Source organism: Oceanicella sp., from assembly GCF_056449545.1.
On record NZ_JBWOMN010000097.1, the window covers coordinates 37,496 to 53,713 of the forward strand.

At 68.8% G+C, this 16,218-nt stretch carries 12 protein-coding genes; 10 read left to right on the forward strand and 2 right to left on the reverse strand.

What is annotated here, in order from left to right; genetic code table 11:
• The first annotated feature begins 138 nt into the window (after positions 1-138).
• From AC1HC7_RS13525 to AC1HC7_RS13565, 9 genes are all read left to right on the forward strand, one after another.
• A complete protein-coding gene (locus AC1HC7_RS13525; protein ID WP_479498264.1) occupies positions 139-1,812 on the forward strand; it encodes an amidase in 1,674 nt (557 codons plus the stop codon).
• A gap of 138 nt (positions 1,813-1,950) precedes the next feature.
• Positions 1,951-3,297 carry a hypothetical protein gene (locus tag AC1HC7_RS13530; protein WP_479498265.1) on the forward strand — a complete coding sequence of 449 codons (1,347 nt, stop codon included), beginning with the start codon at positions 1,951-1,953 and terminating at the stop codon, positions 3,295-3,297.
• A 91-nt stretch (positions 3,298-3,388) separates the two neighbouring features.
• Positions 3,389-4,348, forward strand: a complete 960-nt coding sequence (locus AC1HC7_RS13535; RefSeq protein WP_479498266.1) for a glycine--tRNA ligase subunit alpha — start codon at positions 3,389-3,391, stop codon at positions 4,346-4,348.
• Between the two features lie 3 nt (positions 4,349-4,351).
• On the forward strand, positions 4,352-4,801 hold the full coding sequence (locus AC1HC7_RS13540; protein ID WP_479498267.1) for a DUF6446 family protein: 450 nt from the start codon (positions 4,352-4,354) through the stop codon (positions 4,799-4,801).
• Positions 4,802-4,806: 5 nt separating this feature from the next.
• Positions 4,807-5,622 carry a sodium/glutamate symporter gene (locus tag AC1HC7_RS13545; protein ID WP_479498268.1) on the forward strand — a complete coding sequence of 272 codons (816 nt, stop codon included), beginning with the start codon at positions 4,807-4,809 and terminating at the stop codon, positions 5,620-5,622.
• Positions 5,623-5,624: 2 nt separating this feature from the next.
• The gene (gene glyS, locus AC1HC7_RS13550; protein ID WP_479499120.1) at positions 5,625-7,832 is read left to right on the forward strand and encodes a glycine--tRNA ligase subunit beta; all 2,208 of its coding nucleotides are present in this window, start codon (positions 5,625-5,627) and stop codon (positions 7,830-7,832) included.
• Between the two features lie 141 nt (positions 7,833-7,973).
• The gene (ppdK, locus tag AC1HC7_RS13555; protein WP_479499121.1) at positions 7,974-10,751 is read left to right on the forward strand and encodes a pyruvate, phosphate dikinase; all 2,778 of its coding nucleotides are present in this window, start codon (positions 7,974-7,976) and stop codon (positions 10,749-10,751) included.
• Entirely contained in the window at positions 10,748-11,803 is a 1,056-nt protein-coding gene (locus tag AC1HC7_RS13560) for an ArgK/MeaB family GTPase (protein WP_479498271.1), read from the forward strand. The genes ppdK and AC1HC7_RS13560 overlap by 4 nt, the downstream gene beginning before the upstream one ends.
• 174 nt (positions 11,804-11,977) lie before the next feature.
• The gene (locus AC1HC7_RS13565) at positions 11,978-12,751 is read left to right on the forward strand and encodes a cell wall hydrolase (RefSeq protein WP_479498272.1); all 774 of its coding nucleotides are present in this window, start codon (positions 11,978-11,980) and stop codon (positions 12,749-12,751) included.
• A gap of 25 nt (positions 12,752-12,776) precedes the next feature.
• Here the strand turns inward: AC1HC7_RS13565 and AC1HC7_RS13570 are convergent, their stop codons facing one another.
• Together AC1HC7_RS13570 and nadA are read right to left on the reverse strand one after the other, a co-directional pair.
• On the reverse strand, positions 12,777-14,408 hold the full coding sequence (locus AC1HC7_RS13570) for an L-aspartate oxidase (RefSeq protein WP_479498273.1): 1,632 nt from the start codon (positions 14,406-14,408) through the stop codon (positions 12,777-12,779).
• A gap of 76 nt (positions 14,409-14,484) precedes the next feature.
• A complete protein-coding gene (gene nadA, locus AC1HC7_RS13575; RefSeq protein ID WP_479498274.1) occupies positions 14,485-15,537 on the reverse strand; it encodes a quinolinate synthase NadA in 1,053 nt (350 codons plus the stop codon).
• A gap of 261 nt (positions 15,538-15,798) precedes the next feature.
• Between nadA and AC1HC7_RS13580 the strand changes: the two genes are divergently transcribed.
• Positions 15,799-16,218: dihydroneopterin aldolase (locus AC1HC7_RS13580; protein ID WP_479499122.1), on the forward strand; the 420-nt coding region annotated here is incomplete at its 3' end.

A 16,218-nucleotide genomic window follows, 5' to 3' on the forward strand; every position in this document is an offset into this window, starting at 1 on the left:
CCCGCCCCCTGCTGCGCGCCGCGCTGACCGGGCGGCCGGGCGACGCTAGCGCAGCGCCGGGCGCCGGTCCATCGCCGCCGGCTTTACCGGATTGCGAAACCATCTAGACTTGCCGCGTGACAAGCGAGGGAGAGCGCCGTGACCGGGACCAGCAGCAAGGCAGAGATCGCCATCGAAACCATCGAGGCCGCGGAAAGGATCATGGGCGTCGCCTACACGCCGGAAGAACGCGCGCTGATGCTCGACAATCTCGACAGCCAGGTCGAGGCGGCGCGGGCGCGGCGGGCGGTGGCGCTGGACAACGCCGCGCCCATGGCGCTGCGCTTCGATCCGCGTCTGCCGGGCGCGCGGCCGCTGCCGCAGCAAGCGCCGGTCCGGGCGTCGAACGCCGATCCGGGCCCGCTGCCCGACAGCGACGCGGACATCGCTTTCGCCCCCGTCGCCCGGCTGTCGCAATGGATCGCCAGCGGCGCGCTGTCGAGCCGCCGGCTGACCGAAATCTATCTGGCGCGCATCGCGCAATACGGCGACCGGCTGGAATGCGTCGTCACCGTGACCGCGGATCTGGCGCGCGCGCAGGCCGACGCCGCCGATGCGATGCTGAAGGCGGGCATGCGGCGCGGCCCGCTGCACGGCATTCCCTACGGGCTGAAGGATCTGTTCGACACCAGGGGCGTCCCCACCACCTGGGGCGCGGCGCCGTATCGCGACCGCGTGCCCGACAGCGACGCGCGGGTGGTCGACATGCTGCGCGCCGCCGGCGCGGTTCTGATCGCCAAGACCACGGCCGGTGCGCTGGCCTATGGCGACATCTGGTTCGGCGGCAAGACCCGCAATCCGTTCAATCTCAACGAAGGGTCGAGCGGGTCGAGCGCGGGGTCGGCCTCGGCCGCCGCCGCCGGGCTGTGCGGCTTTGCCATCGGCACCGAAACCCTCGGCTCCATCACCTCGCCCTCGCAGCGCTGCGGGACCACCGGGCTGCGCCCGACCTTCGGGCGAGTGTCGCGCGCCGGGGCCATGGCGCTGTGCTGGTCGCTGGACAAGGTCGGGCCGATCTGCCGCTCGGTCGAGGATTGCGCGCTGGTGCTGGCGGCGATCAACGGCGGCGACCGGGCGGATCGCGGCTCCATCGACGCGGCGTTCAATTTCGACGCGCGCGCCGGGATCGAGGGCATGCGCCTTGGTTACCTGCCCGCCGCCTTCGCGGACGAGGGCGCGACCGATGTGGACCGCGCGGCGCTGGCGGCGGCGCGCCGCCTTGGCGTCGAACTGGTGGAGGTCGCGCTGCCCGATCTGCCCTACGGGTCGCTGATGCAGGCGCTGTTCGCCGAGGCGGCGGCGGCTTTCGAGGATCTGACGCTCAGCGACCGCGATGACGAATTGGTCTGGCAGGACAAGGGCGCCTGGCCCAACACCTTCCGCAAGGCGCGGTTCCTGTCGGCGGTGGATCACATTCAGCTCGACCGGCTGCGCTACAAGGTCATGGAGGCGTTCGACGGCGTTTTTCGCGAGGTCGACGCGATGATCGGGCCGTTCATGACCGGGCCGATGCTGGTGGCGACCAATTTCACCGGCCATCCCTGCCTGCATCTGCGCGCCGGGTTTCTGGAAATCGGGACCCGTTCGGACCCGTCGCTGGAAGGCGGCAAGCTCAATATCGGCGCGGCGGCGGATGCGGATCGGCTGTTCGGCGTGCCGCAGGGGATCTCGCTATGGGCCGGGCTGTTCGACGAGGGCAGGCTGTGCAATCTCGGCATGGCGCTGGAGGCGGAGCTTGGCGTGGCGGACCGGCGGCCGGAGTTCTTGAAATAGGCGGGGGTTGCGCGTTGAATAGTTGTGCCTGGAAATTGAAATTTCTGGAATTTGCAGGAGTTTTTGGCGGAGAATGTCTCGGACATATGGTAAGGTTACGAGTGGATTTCGTAAATAGATTTGTGCTGGAGGAAGAAAGTGGAACTTCCCGACTATCTTGATGCCGAGAATCGGGTGCGCCTGTTTCCGGTTTTGTCGGATACGTCCAAGGAAGGCCGCACCACCTCTATCATGCTTGCTTGCCTGGCTAATGTCAGGGAGTTGTCTTTTGACTTGTTCGGCGCCATCGGGCAGCGCGTGGGCAAGACCACGAAAGTCGATGCGTTCACCGAGGTCCGATTTCCCGGCGAAGACGGCGCCGGTGATCTGCGTCCTGACGGCGTGATCACGCTCACCACTGGAAAACGGCGCTGGACCGCGCTGGTCGAAGCCAAGGTCGGCGCTGCGGAACTGCAGCGGGATCAGGTTGAAAGCTATCTTGGCCTGGCGCGCAGGCACGACATTGACGCGGTCATCACCATTTCCAACCAGTTTACGACGACGCCGGCGCATCATCCGCTGGACCTTCCCCAAAAGTTGACGAAAAGGGTTGGCCTGTTTCACTGGTCATGGATGTATATCCGCACTGCTGCTGATCTGTTGTGCATGAATGACGCTGTTGACGATCGGGACCAACGCTACGTTGTCGACGAGATGGTGCGGTTTCTTTCCCATGACAGCGCTGGCGTCAAAGGGTTTGCCAGCATGCCTTCGGAATGGGCGGACTTGGTGAAATCGGCGGCGGTCGACGCGGCGCTGGCGCCGCGAAGCGACATGGTTCTGGCGGTTGTGGACGCCTGGCATCAGGAACTGCGCGATCTGAGTCTGATCATGAGTCGCGTCGTGGAGGTCTCGCAAACCGTCGAGGTCAAGCTGCCGCGGGCGCATGCGTCGGATCAGGCGGCGCGGATCAAATCGGATTCCGAGGCGCTTGCGAAACGCCATGTGCTCGAGGCTGCGCTTGCAGTGCCCGGCGCCGCCGCGCCGATCGGGATCTGCGCCAACATCAAATCGCGCACCATCGCCTGCTCGCTGCGTTTGCGAGCGCCGGACGACCGGAAAAGCACGCGGGCCCGGGTGAATTGGCTGCTTCGCCAATTGCCGCGCGACCAGCTGGGCGACGATCTTCTGCTGCGTCTTTTTTGGCCGGGACGGGCTGAATCGACCCAGTATCCGATCGTCGCGTTAATCGAAAATCCCGATCTGGCGCCGAAGGATCGCGAAAGCATGCAGGTCACAAGTTTCGAAATTCTGCAGGTCCGGCAATTGGCAGGCCGTTTTGGGCAGCGGCGAAACTTCATTGCCGATCTGGAGGCGGCGGTGGCGGAATTCTACGGGGCCGTCGTCGCGCGCGTGAAGCGATACCAGCCCGCCGCGCCGCGAATGCGCGACGCGACGCCGGAACCAAGCGAAGAATCGGCTGCGGGCGTTGAAGGCGCCGGGTAATCCTCCGCCGGCCCTCCCGTTGACCTTGCCCCCTCGCCCCGCGTAGGTTCCGCGCGCGTCCGCTCCGGGCGCGCAACGGAATTTTCGCATCATGGCGCATCAGGGGAACGCGGGCGCGCCGCGCTCGTTTCAGGAGATCATTCTGCGGCTCCAGACCTATTGGGCGGGCAAGGGCTGCGCCATGCTGCAACCCTATGACATGGAGGTCGGCGCCGGCACCTTCCACCCGGCGACCACGCTGCGCGCGCTGGGTTCGAAAGCCTGGGCGGCGGCCTATGTGCAGCCCTCGCGCCGCCCCACCGACGGGCGCTACGGCGACAACCCCAACAGGATGCAGCACTATTATCAGTATCAGGTGATCATCAAGCCTTCGCCCCCCGATCTGCAGGCGTTGTATCTGGGTTCGCTCGAAGCCATCGGCATCGACATGGCGCTGCACGACATCCGCTTTGTCGAGGATGATTGGGAAAGCCCGACGCTGGGCGCCTGGGGGCTGGGCTGGGAGGTCTGGTGCGACGGCATGGAGGTGAGCCAGTTCACCTATTTCCAGCAGGTGGGCGGGCATGACTGCGCCCCGGTTTCGGGGGAACTGACCTACGGGCTGGAGCGGCTGGCGATGTATGTGCTCGGCGTCGATCACGTCATGGACATGCCGTTCAACGATCCTGACGCGCCGATCCCGCTGACCTATGGCGACGTGTTTCGCCAGACCGAGCGCGAGTATTCGCGCTGGAATTTCGACGTCGCGGACACCGGCGCGCTGCTGCGCCATTTCGACGACGCCGAGGCCGAATGCGCCGCCATCCTTGATCAGCCGAGCCTGGACCCCAAGACCGGGCGCGATATCTGCATGGCGCATCCCGCCTATGACCAGTGCATCAAGGCCAGCCATCTGTTCAATCTGCTGGACGCGCGGGGCGTGATCTCGGTGACCGAACGGCAGGCCTATATCGGCCGGGTGCGCGCATTGGCCAAGCTTTGCGCCGACGCGTTCCTGACCACCGAGGCCGCGGGTCAGGCGGCCGCGGGCGATGCGGCGGCGGGGGCCTGAGCGGTGAACGGCAAGCATCTGATGATCGCGCTGCTGGTCTTCACGGCGATCTTCGGCGCGGCGCTGTGGTGGTTTCAGACCCGCGCATTCTATGAACGCGTCGCGGGGGTGGAGACGATCCGCGTGCTGGGCGTGGATTACGCCGTCTCGGATTACGAGGGCGTCGACGCGGACACCAGCCCGCTGAAGCTGCGCGGCTGCTTCCGGCTGACCGAGGCGGACGCGGCGACGCTGGCGGCCTTGCCCGGCGCGGCGAAACCGACCCCCCTGACCGCGCCCGACTGGTTCGGATGCTTCAGGGCGGAGACCCTCGCCCATGACCTCGAAGCCGGACGGGCGCATGCGGTCGCGGCGGCGATCAACGAACCCGACGGGTTCGACCGTATCGTGCAGATCTACCCGGATGGGCGCGCGTATCTCTGGCGCCAGCTCAACGAGAATTTTGCGGAGTGATCTGAATGACTGCGACTGCAGACCTGATTGCCCGTGAAATCCTCATCCCGGATTTCGTGGCGCTGACGCTGGGGCTGGCGGTCTGTCTGTCTGGCGCCGAACTCACCCGGCGCGTCGCCTTCCCGCGCGACTGCAACATCCCCGAACCGGCCTCGGGCGGCATCGTCGCGGCGCTGGCGGTGACCGCGATGCATTCGCTGTTCAACGTCAACATCTCCTTTGAAATGGAGACCCGCGACGGCCTGCTGGTGCTGTTTTTCGCCGGCATTGGCCTGAACGCGCGCTTTTCCGACCTGGTGCGCGGCGGCAAGCCGCTGGCGATCCTGCTGGGGGTGACCGTCGCCTGTCTGATGCTTCAGAACATCGTCGGCGCCGCCGGGGCCGTGACGTTCGGGCTGCTGTCGCAAGCGGGGGTGCTGCTGGGCTCGGCCTGGCTGATGGGCGGCCATGGCGCCGCCATCGCCTGGGCGCCGGACATCGGCGCGACCTACGGGGTCGAGGGCGCCATGGGGATGGGCGTGGCGGCTGCGACGCTGGGGCTGGTCGCGGCGTCGCTGATCGGGGGCCCGATCGCGCGGTTTCTGATCGAGCGGAACAACCTCACCCCGGATCGTCCCGCCGAGGATCTGACCGTCGGTCTCGCCTTCGACGAGGAAAAAAACCGAGCCGATCACCCATCAGGGCATCGACCAGTTGGGCCTCAAGCTGCCGCTGGTGTCGGCGTTCTTCGTGGATCTGGCGAACGCCTTCACGATCCGGTTGTTTCTCTCCTTCTAGCTTTCCTTTTCAGGCTCCACCCTGAAAACCGGCTCAGGATCTGACCATGCCCGACCTGCTGATCGAATTGTTTTCCGAGGAAATCCCGGCCCGCATGCAGGCGCGCGCGGCGGCGGATCTGAAGCGGCGCATGACCGACGGGCTGGCGACGCGGGGTCTGACCTGTTCGGCCGCCGCCGCCTTCGCCACGCCGCGCAGGCTGGCGCTGTCGCTGACCGACCTGCCGGCGCAGACCAGGGCGGTGCGCGAGGAACGCAAGGGCCCCCGCGCCGACGCCCCCGAAAAGGCCGTGGCCGGCTTCCTGCGCGCCACCGGGCTGAGCCGCGATCAGCTCGAGACGCGCGAAACCGGGAAGGGCCCGGTGCTGTTCGCGGCGATCGAAAAACCCGGCCGCCCGGCTGCGGAGGTGATCGCCGAAACGCTCGGCGAGGTCATCCGCAATTTCCCCTGGCCGAAATCCATGCGCTGGGGCGCCGGGTCGTTGCGCTGGGTGCGCCCGCTGCATTCGATCCTGTGCATTCTCAGCGACGAGGCCGGGACCGAAATCGTGCCCTTCGAAATCGCCGGGCTGACGGCGGGCGACACGACCGAGGGCCACCGGTTCATGAGCGCGGGCCGGTTTTCGGTCACCGGCTTTGATGATTACCGCGCCAGGCTGCTGGCGGCGCATGTGGTGCTTGACAGCGACGAACGCGCGGCGCGGATCGAGGCCGACGCGGGCAACCTCGCCTTCGCGCAGGGGCTGGAATTGGTCGAGGACAAGGGCCTGCTGGCCGAGGTCGCGGGGCTGGTCGAATGGCCGGTGACGCTGATGGGCGCCATCGACGACGCATTTCTGGACCTGCCGCCCGAGGTGCTGCGGTGCTCGATGAAAGAGCATCAGAAATTTTTCTCGGTGCGCAATCCCGCGAGCGGGCGCATCGAGAAGTTTGTCACGGTGGCCAATCGGGAGACCTCGGACCACGGCGCCACCATCCTCGCGGGCAACCAGAAGGTGTTGTTTGCGCGGCTGTCGGACGCGAAGTTCTTCTGGGAGAACGATTTGCGGGTGTCGCCTGACGACATGGCGCAAAAGCTTGAAAACGTGACGTTTCACAACAAGCTGGGCACGCAGGCGGCGCGGGTGGCGCGCATCGCCGCGCTGGCGCGCGAGATCGCGCCGATGGTGGGCGCCGACCCGGACTTGGCCGAGCGGGCGGCGCGGATCTGCAAGGCTGATCTGTGTTCCGAAATGGTCTATGAATTCCCGGAACTGCAGGGCGTCATGGGCGGGTATTACGCGCTGAAAGCCGGCGAACCGCCGGAGGTGGCCGCCGCCTGCAAGGCCCATTACGCGCCGTTGGGGCCATCGGACGACGTGCCGACCGAGCCGGTGAGCGTGGCGGTGGCGCTGGCCGACAAGATCGACCTTTTGTCGGGATTCTGGGCGATCGAAGAAAAACCCACGGGATCGAAGGATCCGTTTGCCTTGCGGCGGGCGGCGCTGGGGGTTATCCGGATTCTGCTTGATAACCGATTGCGACTAAAGCTTGCCCCTTTGATGTTCGTTCATTCAGGACATGTTTTCGGGCATTTGAGCGGAGATGCCGTTGCGACGCCCTATTCGAAGGCTGCGCAAGCCGCACATCAAGAGGGCGGCGCTGAACTGGCAAGCGCAGGAATGAATCGCATTGATGATCAGATTGGATCGGAGTCGAAAGACAGAGAAAATGCTGCGATGGATGCGATGGGACATCTCCTTTCCTTCTTCGCCGAGCGCCTGAAGGTCCACCTGAAATCCGAAAGGATCCGCCACGACGTCATCGACGCCTGTTTCAATCTCGGCGATCAGGACGACCTCGTGCTGCTGGTCAACCGCGTGCATGCATTGCAGAAATTCATCGACACCGAGGACGGCGCCAACCTGCTGGCCGGCTACAGGCGCGCCGCCAACATCCTGACGGCGGAGGAAAAGAAGGACGGCGTCGAATATTCGCTCGATCCGCATCCCTCGCTTGCCGAACAACCCGAGGAAAAGGCGCTGTTCGCGGCGCTCGACGCGGCGGAGGCGGCCATCGACCCGGCGCTCAAATCGGAAGATTTCACCGCCGCCATGGCCGCGATGGCCGGATTGCGCGCCCCCATCGACGGGTTTTTCGACCGGGTGAAGGTGAATGCCGACAACGCCGCGATCCGGCGCAACCGGCTTTGCCTGCTCAACCGGATCCGCGCGGTGATGCTGAAAGTGGCGGATTTTTCGGCGATCGAGGGTTGAGCCGCCCCGGAACCGCGCGAAAACCCGAACAAAAATTCCCGCCGCGACCAAGCTGCGCTTTCCCGGCGCGGCGGCGCCCGCTATGCTTGCCGCAATGCACAATGATCGCACGTTGAAACCGATTTCAGTCGTGAATGCGACATGAAGCACGATGCGCGAAATGCGGAGGACGGGATGGAGGGGGACGCGGCGGTGCTCTCCAGGACCATGATCCGGGATCTGGCGGCGTCGGGTCCGGCGGATGCGGCGCTTTATGGCGTGAAGGCCGCGATGCTGGCGCGGCTCGCGGCGCTCGGCGTGCCGGGGATGCGCGGCGTGGTCATCGCCGCCCCCGCCGTGGCCCGGTTCGCCGAAGAAGGCGCGGGGGCGGTGCTCGGCCCGGCTCTCGACGCCGCGCTGGGCGCGGTTCTGGGCCCGGTTCCGGGCTCGGTTCCGGGCTCGGGCGCGCGCCGTGCGCCGACGCTGCTGGCATTGCGCAGTTCGCCCGGCGAACGCGGCTGGGGCGGGCCGCATGCGATCCTCAACATCGGCATCGGCGCGGACGCCCTGCCGGGGCTGGTGGACCGGCTCGGCGCGCGCGTCGCCCATGATCTGCACCGGCGGCTGATCCAGGGCTATGCGGTCGGCGCCATGGGCGCGGATGCGGACATGTTCGAGATGGCGTTGCACGACGCCCTGAAACACGCCGGCGCCGACAGCGAAAGGGATCTGGACGCGGCGGCGCTGAAAACCCTGTCGGAGACGTTTCTGCAAGTGGTCGAGGACGAGACCGGCGAAGCGTTTCCCCAGGACCCGCGCGCGCAGCTGCTGGGCGCCATGGCGGCGATGGCGAAAAGCTGGGCCTCGCCCTCGACGCGCATCCTGCGGGTGGCGCGCGGCGGGCCGGAGGATGGCGGGCTGGCGCTGATCGTGCAGGAAATGGCGCTGGGGCTGGGGCCGTCGGGGCGGGGCGGCGGCAGCGGCGCCGGGCGCGCGGCGTTCCGCAATCCGCGCAGCGGCGCGCCGGAACTGACCGGGCGGATGCTGTGGATGGCCCAGGGCGACGATGCGCGCATGGGCCTGCGCGCTCCGATTTTCGTGGGCAAGGCCGAACGCGAGGCGGCGGGCGTGCGCAGCCCGGCGCTGGAGGAATCCCAGCCCGGCGCCGCGGCGGCGCTGAAGAAATACGCGCAGGCGGTGGAACGCGACCGGGGCGAGGCCTGCGAACTGGAATTCACTCTCACCGACGGAGATCTGAAGATTCTCGCGGCGGAGCCCATGCGCCGGGCCCCCGCCGCTTCGGTGCGCATCGTGGTCGATCTGGCCAAGGCCGGGGCGATCAGCCGCGAGGAGGCGGTGCTGCGCATCGAGCCGCGTCTGCTCACCGAATTGCTGCACCCGAGCATCGACCCCGACGCGCCGCGCGACGTGCTGGCGCGCGGGCTGCCCGCGAGCCCCGGCGCGGCCTCGGGCCCGCTGTCCTTCAGCCCCGAGGCGGCGGAGGCGGCGGCGGCGCGCGGCGCGCCGGCGATCCTGGTGCGCGTCGAGACCAGCCCCGAGGACATTCGCGGCATGCATTCCGCCGCCGGGGTGCTGACCATGCGCGGCGGCATGACCTCGCACGCGGCGGTGGTGGCGCGGGGGCTGGGGACGCCGGCGGTGGTCGGGGCCTCGGGGCTGCGGCTTGACCTCGATCGGCGCACCCTGACCGCGCCCGACGGGCGGGTGTTCTTCGAGGGCGACGCCATCACGATCGACGGCGGCGCCGGGGAGGCGCTGGCCGGCGCGGTGTCCACCATCCAGCCGGCGTTTTCCGAGGCGCTGGGCGAACTGATGGGCTGGGCCGACGGCCTGCGCCGCATGAAGGTGCGCGCCAACGCCGACACGGCGGTCGATGCGCGGGTGGCGCTGGGGTTCCACGCAGACGGCATCGGGCTGTGCCGCACCGAGCACATGTTCTTCGAGGCCGGGCGCATCACGGTGATGCGGCAGATGATCCTCGCCGAGACCGAGGCCGACCGCCGCGCCGCGCTTGATCTGCTGCTGCCCATGCAGCGCGGCGATTTCGTGTCGATCTACGAGGTGATGCGCGGGCGACAGGTGACCATCCGCCTGCTCGACCCGCCGCTGCACGAATTCCTGCCCCACGGGGCGCAGGAACGCGCCGAACTGGCCCGCGCCATCGGGCTCAGCGCGGCGCAGGTGGCGCGGCGCATCGAGGATCTGCAGGAATTCAACCCCATGCTCGGCAAGCGCGGCTGCCGGCTGGGCATCACCATCCCCGAGATCTACGAAATGCAGGTGCGCGCGATTTTCGAAGCCCTGGCGGCAAGCTGGGACGGCGGGCAACTGGTGACGCCGGAAATCATGATCCCGCTGGTTTCGGCGCGGCGCGAGGCCAGCCTGATCCGCGAACGCGTGGATGCGGTGGCCGTTCAGGTGACGGCGGAGACCGGGCGCGATTTCGACTACCGCGTCGGGGTGATGGTCGAAACCCCGCGCGCGGCGCTGCGGGCCGGCGATCTGGCCAGCGACATGGATTTTCTGAGCTTCGGCACCAATGACCTGACGCAGATGACCTATGGGCTGAGCCGCGACGACGCCGGTCGTTTCATGCGCGACTACGTGAACAGCGGCGTTTTCCCCGAGGACCCGTTCCATTCGCTGGATCTGGAGGGGGTGGGCGAACTGATGCTGATGGCCGCCGAACGCGCCCGCGCCAGCCGGCCCGGCATGTCGCTGGGGTTGTGCGGCGAACATGGCGGCGACCCGGCCTCGGTGCGGTTTTGCGAATTGGCGGAATTCGACTACGTGTCCTGTTCGCCCTACCGGGTGCCGATCGCGCGGCTGGCGGCGGCGCAGGCGACTATCCTGGCGCGCCGGGCGATCGCCGCCGGCGCGGCGGGGGCGCCCGCGCCGGGCCGGGGCGGGCGTACATGACCGGGGACAGCGCGCGGCGGCGCGACGCGGCGGCGGATGCCGGCCTGGCGATCGGGTCCGCGCCGGACGGTGCGGCGGCGCTCGCGCAGCTGCGCGGCGGCGGCAAGCGGGCCATGGCGCAGGCGCTGGCGGCGATCGAGGCGCGCCCGGAATCGCCGGGCGTCACGGCCTTGCTGGACGCCGCCCATGGCGACCCGCTGGGCCATGTGATCGGGCTCACCGGTCCGCCGGGGGTGGGCAAGTCGACGCTGGCCAGCCAGTTGATCCGGCTTTGGCGCGCGCAGGGCCTGCGCGTCGGGGTGATCGCGGTGGACCCGTCCTCGCGCCGTTCGGGCGGGGCGCTGCTGGGCGATCGCACCCGCATGCGCGCCGATCCCGAGGATGACGGCGTGTTCGTGCGATCCATGGCGGCGCGGGCGCGGCTGGGCGGGCTGGCGGAACTGGCCTATCCGGCGATGACGCTGATGCGCGCGGTCCATGACCGGGTGCTGGTGGAGACCGTGGGCGTCGGGCAATCCGAGACCGAGATCGTCGATCTGGCCGACACGGTGCTGCTCTGCGTGCAGCCCGGCGCCGGGGACGCGCTGCAATTCCTGAAATCAGGGATCATGGAGATCCCGCATGTCGTGCTGGTGACCAAGGCGGATCTGGGCGGCGCGGCGCGCCGGGCGCTGGCGGATCTGAAAGGCGCCCTGACGCTGGCCGCGCCGCGATCCGCCGCGGCGGGAGAGGGCGACTGGACCCCTCGGGCGCTGGCGGTGTCGGCGAACAGCGGCGAGGGGCTGGACGCGGCGCTGGCGGCGGTGGAATCGCGGATCGCCGGCTTCGGGCGGCCCGGGGGCGCGGCGCGGCTCGCGGCCCTGCGCGCCGGCCATGCGCGCGCCTGGGCCGAAAGCGCCCTGCGCGGGCGATTCGGCGTCTGCGGCCTGGAGTCAGCGCGAATGCACGGCGCGCTCGACAACCTGCAGGATAGCACTTTCGCGCAAATAGCTGTGATTTCGGGGCGTTTCGCCATCGCACTTGACTCGATCAAAGCGGTAAACGACCTTTAAACAGCTGAATGTGGTGCATTGCGTCAACAATCAGAGCGCGGGATCGCGCTGCGTCAACCTAGTCAATGGAATTCCGGGGCGCAGGCCATCAGGCATGGCCCCGACGCGTGCGGCGCAGACCGCCGCGACTTGGGTGGAACGGATCTGGGCGCGCCGTCGGCGCGAGGGTGCAACATGGGCAAGCTTAAAGCATTCGGCCGCATTGCGGCTGCGCTGATCGGCGTCGGGCTCTACGCGGGCGCCGCATCGGCGCAACCCGCGAATGCCGGGGCCGCGTCTTTCGTGAAATCGGCCCTGGCGGGGGAGCGGCTGGCGCTGTCGGGCGTGGTCTCGCGCCGGGGGTCGGTGGATGTGGACGCGGTTGACGGGCGGGTGACGCCGCGTTTCGCCGCGGCGACGGATCTGGGGAATCTGCTGGCCGAGGACGTGGCGATCACCGGGCTGCTGCTCGACGGGCAAAGCCGGGCGGCGACGGCGCTGGGGGCGATCGACGCCGGCGCCGCCGCCTGGCCGGATTTCGAGGACGCGAAGGTCAGCGGCGGCCCGCAATGGCGCTGCCTGTCCGAGGCGATCTATTTCGAAGCCCGCGGCGAGACGCTGAGCGGCCAGGTCGCGGTCGCCGAAGTGGTGCTCAACCGCGTTGACAGCAAGCGCTTTCCCAACAGCGTCTGCGCCGTGGTGCGCCAGGGCGCCGGGCGCAGGAACGGCTGCCAGTTTTCCTACAATTGCGACGGGCGCCCGGAACGCATGACCGAGAGCAAGTCGTTCAGGCGCGCCGGCAAGATCGCGCGGCGGATGCTTGACGGACGGCGGCGCAATCTGACCGGCAACGCCACCCATTACCACAACACCTCGGTGCGCCCGAAATGGTCGCGCAAGCTGGTGCGCACCGCCAAGATCGGCGATCATGTGTTCTATCGCCTGCCGGATCGTCTCGCCAACAAGTGAGCCGGGGCGGGCGGTCGCAGGGGGGTCAGCCGGGTTCGGCCAGCGCCGCGTCGCGGATTGCCCGCGCCTCGGCCAGCGTGATCCGGGTGCGGTGCTGGCAGGCCGGATTCGGATCGGGAAAATCCGACCTGAAATGACCGCCGCGGCTTTCCTCGCGGTTCAGGGCGGCGGCGGCGACCAGCGTCGCGGCGGTGGTCATGTTGAGAAAGCCGCGCATGGGGTTTTCGCGTTCCAGCCGGGCGATGCCCTGCAGCGCGGCCTTCAAACCCGGCGCGTCGCGCTCCACCCCCACATGCCGGCTCATCAGGGCGCGCAGCGCGGCCTCGGCCGCGCGCGGCATGAGCGGATTGTCGCCGATCGACGCATTCGCCGTCGCCGGGCGGGCGAACCGGGCGCCGGCGGTCCGGTCGCGCGGGAGGTCGGAGGCCGCGAGGTCCTCGGCGATCCTCGCCGCGAACACGATCGCCTCCAGCAGCGAATTCGAGGCCAGCCTGTTGGCGCCGTGCAGCCCCGTGCAGGCGGCCTCGCCGCAGGCCCACAGCCCCGGCAGGCTGGTGCGCCCGGCTTCGTCGGCAAGCACGCCGCCCATGTGGTAATGCTGCACCGGGCGCACCGGGATCGGCGCCACGACCGGGTCGATCCCGGCGTCGAGGCAATGCTTCGCCACGGTGGGAAATTCGTCGAGGATCCGGGCGCCGAGGCTGGCGCGGGTGTCAAGATAGGCCTTGCCGCCGGCGGCGATGCGGCGATGCAGGGCGCGGGCGACGATATCGCGGGGCGCAAGCTCCATGTCCTTGTGCACGCCCTGCATGATCCGCGCGCCGGTCTCGTCGATCAGCAGCGCGCCCTCGCCGCGCAGCGCCTCGGAGGCGAGCGGCGTCGGATCGCGATCCACCGCCAGCCCGGTGGGGTGGAACTGCACGAATTCCGGGTCGCCGATCAGCGCCCCGGCGCGGGCGGCCATGCCCAGCCCCTGACCGCGGACCTTCGAAGGGTTGGTGGTGATCGCGAACAGCCCGCCGAGGCCGCCGCTGGCCAGCACCGTGGCCGGGGCCAGGAACAGCAGCGGCGCGGCGTGGGGGTCGGCGGGGCGGCGCGCGAACGCCCCGGTGACGCGACCGTTTTCCATTGCCAGATCATCGACGGTGACGCCCTCGATCACACGGATCGACGGCGTGGCGCGGGTGGCGGCGATCAGCGCGTCCATCACCGCGCGCCCGGCCTGATCGCCTTTCACCCGCACCACGCGGTTGGCGGAATGGGCGGCCTCGCGCGATTGCAGCAGGGCGCCGGAGGCGTCGCGGTCGAACGGCGCGCCGAGGCGCAGCAGGTCCTCGATCCGCGCCGCGGCCTCGCCGGCCACGGACAGCGCCACGCCCCGGTCCACCAGCCCGGCGCCGGCGATCACGGTGTCCGCGGCATGGGATCGGGCGCTGTCGTCCGGGGCCAGCGCCGCGGCGATTCCGCCCTGCGCCCAAGCCGACGACGCGCCGTCGCCCAGCGGCAGCGGCGACAGCACCACGCAGGGGATCGGCGCCAGCTTCAACGCGGTGAACAGCCCGGCGAGCCCGGCCCCGATGATCAACGGCCCGTCGGCGTGAAAAACATTGTCGCCTGAATGCGGCGGCGCGGGGGCGGGGGAAAGACTTGGGGGCATCGCCTGACGTCTCCGGCTGGCGTGGGAGGGTCCGGCGCGATCCGGGGGACGGCGCGACGCCGCCCCCGGCGCCCGCTCAGGCGGTGAGGGCGATCATGCGTTCCACGGCGCGGCGCGCCGGGGCGATCAGATGGTCGGGCACCGTGACCTCCTCGGTCCCCGAATGCAGCGACCAGAGGATGTTTTCCAGCGTGATCCGCTTCATGTGCGGACAGATGTTGCAGGGGCGGATGAATTCGGTCTCCGGCAGCCCCGCCGCCACGTTGTCGGACATGGAGCATTCGGTGACCATCACCACCTGCGCGGGCTTGTTCTTGCGCACCCAGTTGATCATGCCGGAGGTCGAGCCGGTGAAATCGGCCTCGGCCACCACTTCGGGCGTGCATTCGGGATGGGCGATGATGGCGATCCCGGGGTGATCCTCGCGATAGCCGCGCAGTTCCTCGGCGGTGAAGCGCTCATGCACGATGCAGGCGCCGTCCCACCAGACCACGCGCTTGTCGGCGAGCCTGGCCACGTTCTGCGCCAGATAGCCGTCAGGGGTCATGATCACCGTGTCGCCGTCCTGGGCGTTCACCACCTCGAGCGCGTTGGCCGAGGTGCAGCAGATGTCGGACGCGGCCTTCACCTCGGCGGTGGTGTTGACGTAGCTCACCACCGGGGCGCCGGGATGCTGCGCGCGCAGGGTGGCGATGTCGTTCGCGGCGATCGAGGAGGCCAGCGAGCAGCCCGCGCGGCTGTCGGGGATCAGCACGGTCTTGGACGGATTGAGGATCTTCGAGGTCTCGGCCATGAAATGCACGCCGCATTGCACGATGGTCTGCTGCGCGACCTTGGTCGCCTCCATCGCCAGCTGCAGCGAATCGCCGGCGACGTCGGCGACGCCGTGGAAGATCTCCGGCGTCATGTAGTTGTGGGCGAGGATCACCGCGTCCTTTTCCGCCTTCAGTCGGTTGATCGCGCGCACATAGGGGGCGTGGATCATCCAGTCGGGCGCGGGAATGATGTCGCTGACCCGGGCGTAGATGTCGGCGGTGTCGCGCATCGCCGCGTCCGAGGGCGCAAGATCGTAGAGCGCCAGCATCTCCGCGCGGGCGGCCGCCAGGGCCGTGTCGGCGTTCATGAACATGTGGGTCTCTCCCCCTTGCCGCTATATGCTCATTTTGAGCATATATAGGGTCTTAAAAAAACACGCTTGGCGCGTGCGCAGACGTGATCGCCCTGAACATGGTTGCGGATTCGGTCCGTGTCAAGCGGCGCGAAGCGGCGCCGGCATCGTGACGCGGGGGCGGATCCGGGGGCGGTTGCGTCGGATGCGCGCTTGCAATCCACGCGCGCAGGGGGGACTAGGGGGGCGCGCCAGCCACCGCAGATCAAGCAGGACAGCCGCATGACCGACGATCCCGCCGCCGCCCGAACCGCGCCCAATCCCGACGCCGCGCCGCTGGATCGGATCAGCGTGCGCGACCTGCTGCGCGAGGTGGAGATCGGCGCCTTCCGCTCTGAACGCGGGGTCACGCAGCGGTTGCGGTTCAACGTGACGCTGGAGGTGCGCGAGGCGGGCCTGGACGGCTCGGATCAGGTGGATCGGGTGATATCCTATGACAATCTGGTGGAGGCGATCGACGACACGCTGGCGGGCGAACGGCTGAACCTGCTGGAAACCTGCGCCGAGAAGATCGCCGCGCGGGCGCTGGCCGATCCGCGGGCCGCGCGCGTGGTCGTGCGGGTGGAAAAACTGGATCGCGTGCCCGGCGCGCTGGGCGTCGAGATCACGCGCGCGCGCACGCGCACGGGCGCGGGCATGGCC

Coding starts and splice junctions, on each gene's coding strand:
- AC1HC7_RS13535 (WP_479498266.1), top strand. CDS start 3,389: ATGGCGCATCAGGGGAACGCGGGCGCGCCGCGCTCGTTTCAGGAGATC.
- AC1HC7_RS13545 (WP_479498268.1), top strand. CDS start 4,807: ATGACTGCGACTGCAGACCTGATTGCCCGTGAAATCCTCATCCCGGAT.
- glyS (WP_479499120.1), top strand. CDS start 5,625: ATGCCCGACCTGCTGATCGAATTGTTTTCCGAGGAAATCCCGGCCCGC.
- ppdK (WP_479499121.1), top strand. CDS start 7,974: ATGAAGCACGATGCGCGAAATGCGGAGGACGGGATGGAGGGGGACGCG.
- AC1HC7_RS13560 (WP_479498271.1), top strand. CDS start 10,748: ATGACCGGGGACAGCGCGCGGCGGCGCGACGCGGCGGCGGATGCCGGC.
- AC1HC7_RS13565 (WP_479498272.1), top strand. CDS start 11,978: ATGGGCAAGCTTAAAGCATTCGGCCGCATTGCGGCTGCGCTGATCGGC.
- AC1HC7_RS13570 (WP_479498273.1), bottom strand. CDS start 14,408: ATGCCCCCAAGTCTTTCCCCCGCCCCCGCGCCGCCGCATTCAGGCGAC.
- nadA (WP_479498274.1), bottom strand. CDS start 15,537: ATGTTCATGAACGCCGACACGGCCCTGGCGGCCGCCCGCGCGGAGATG.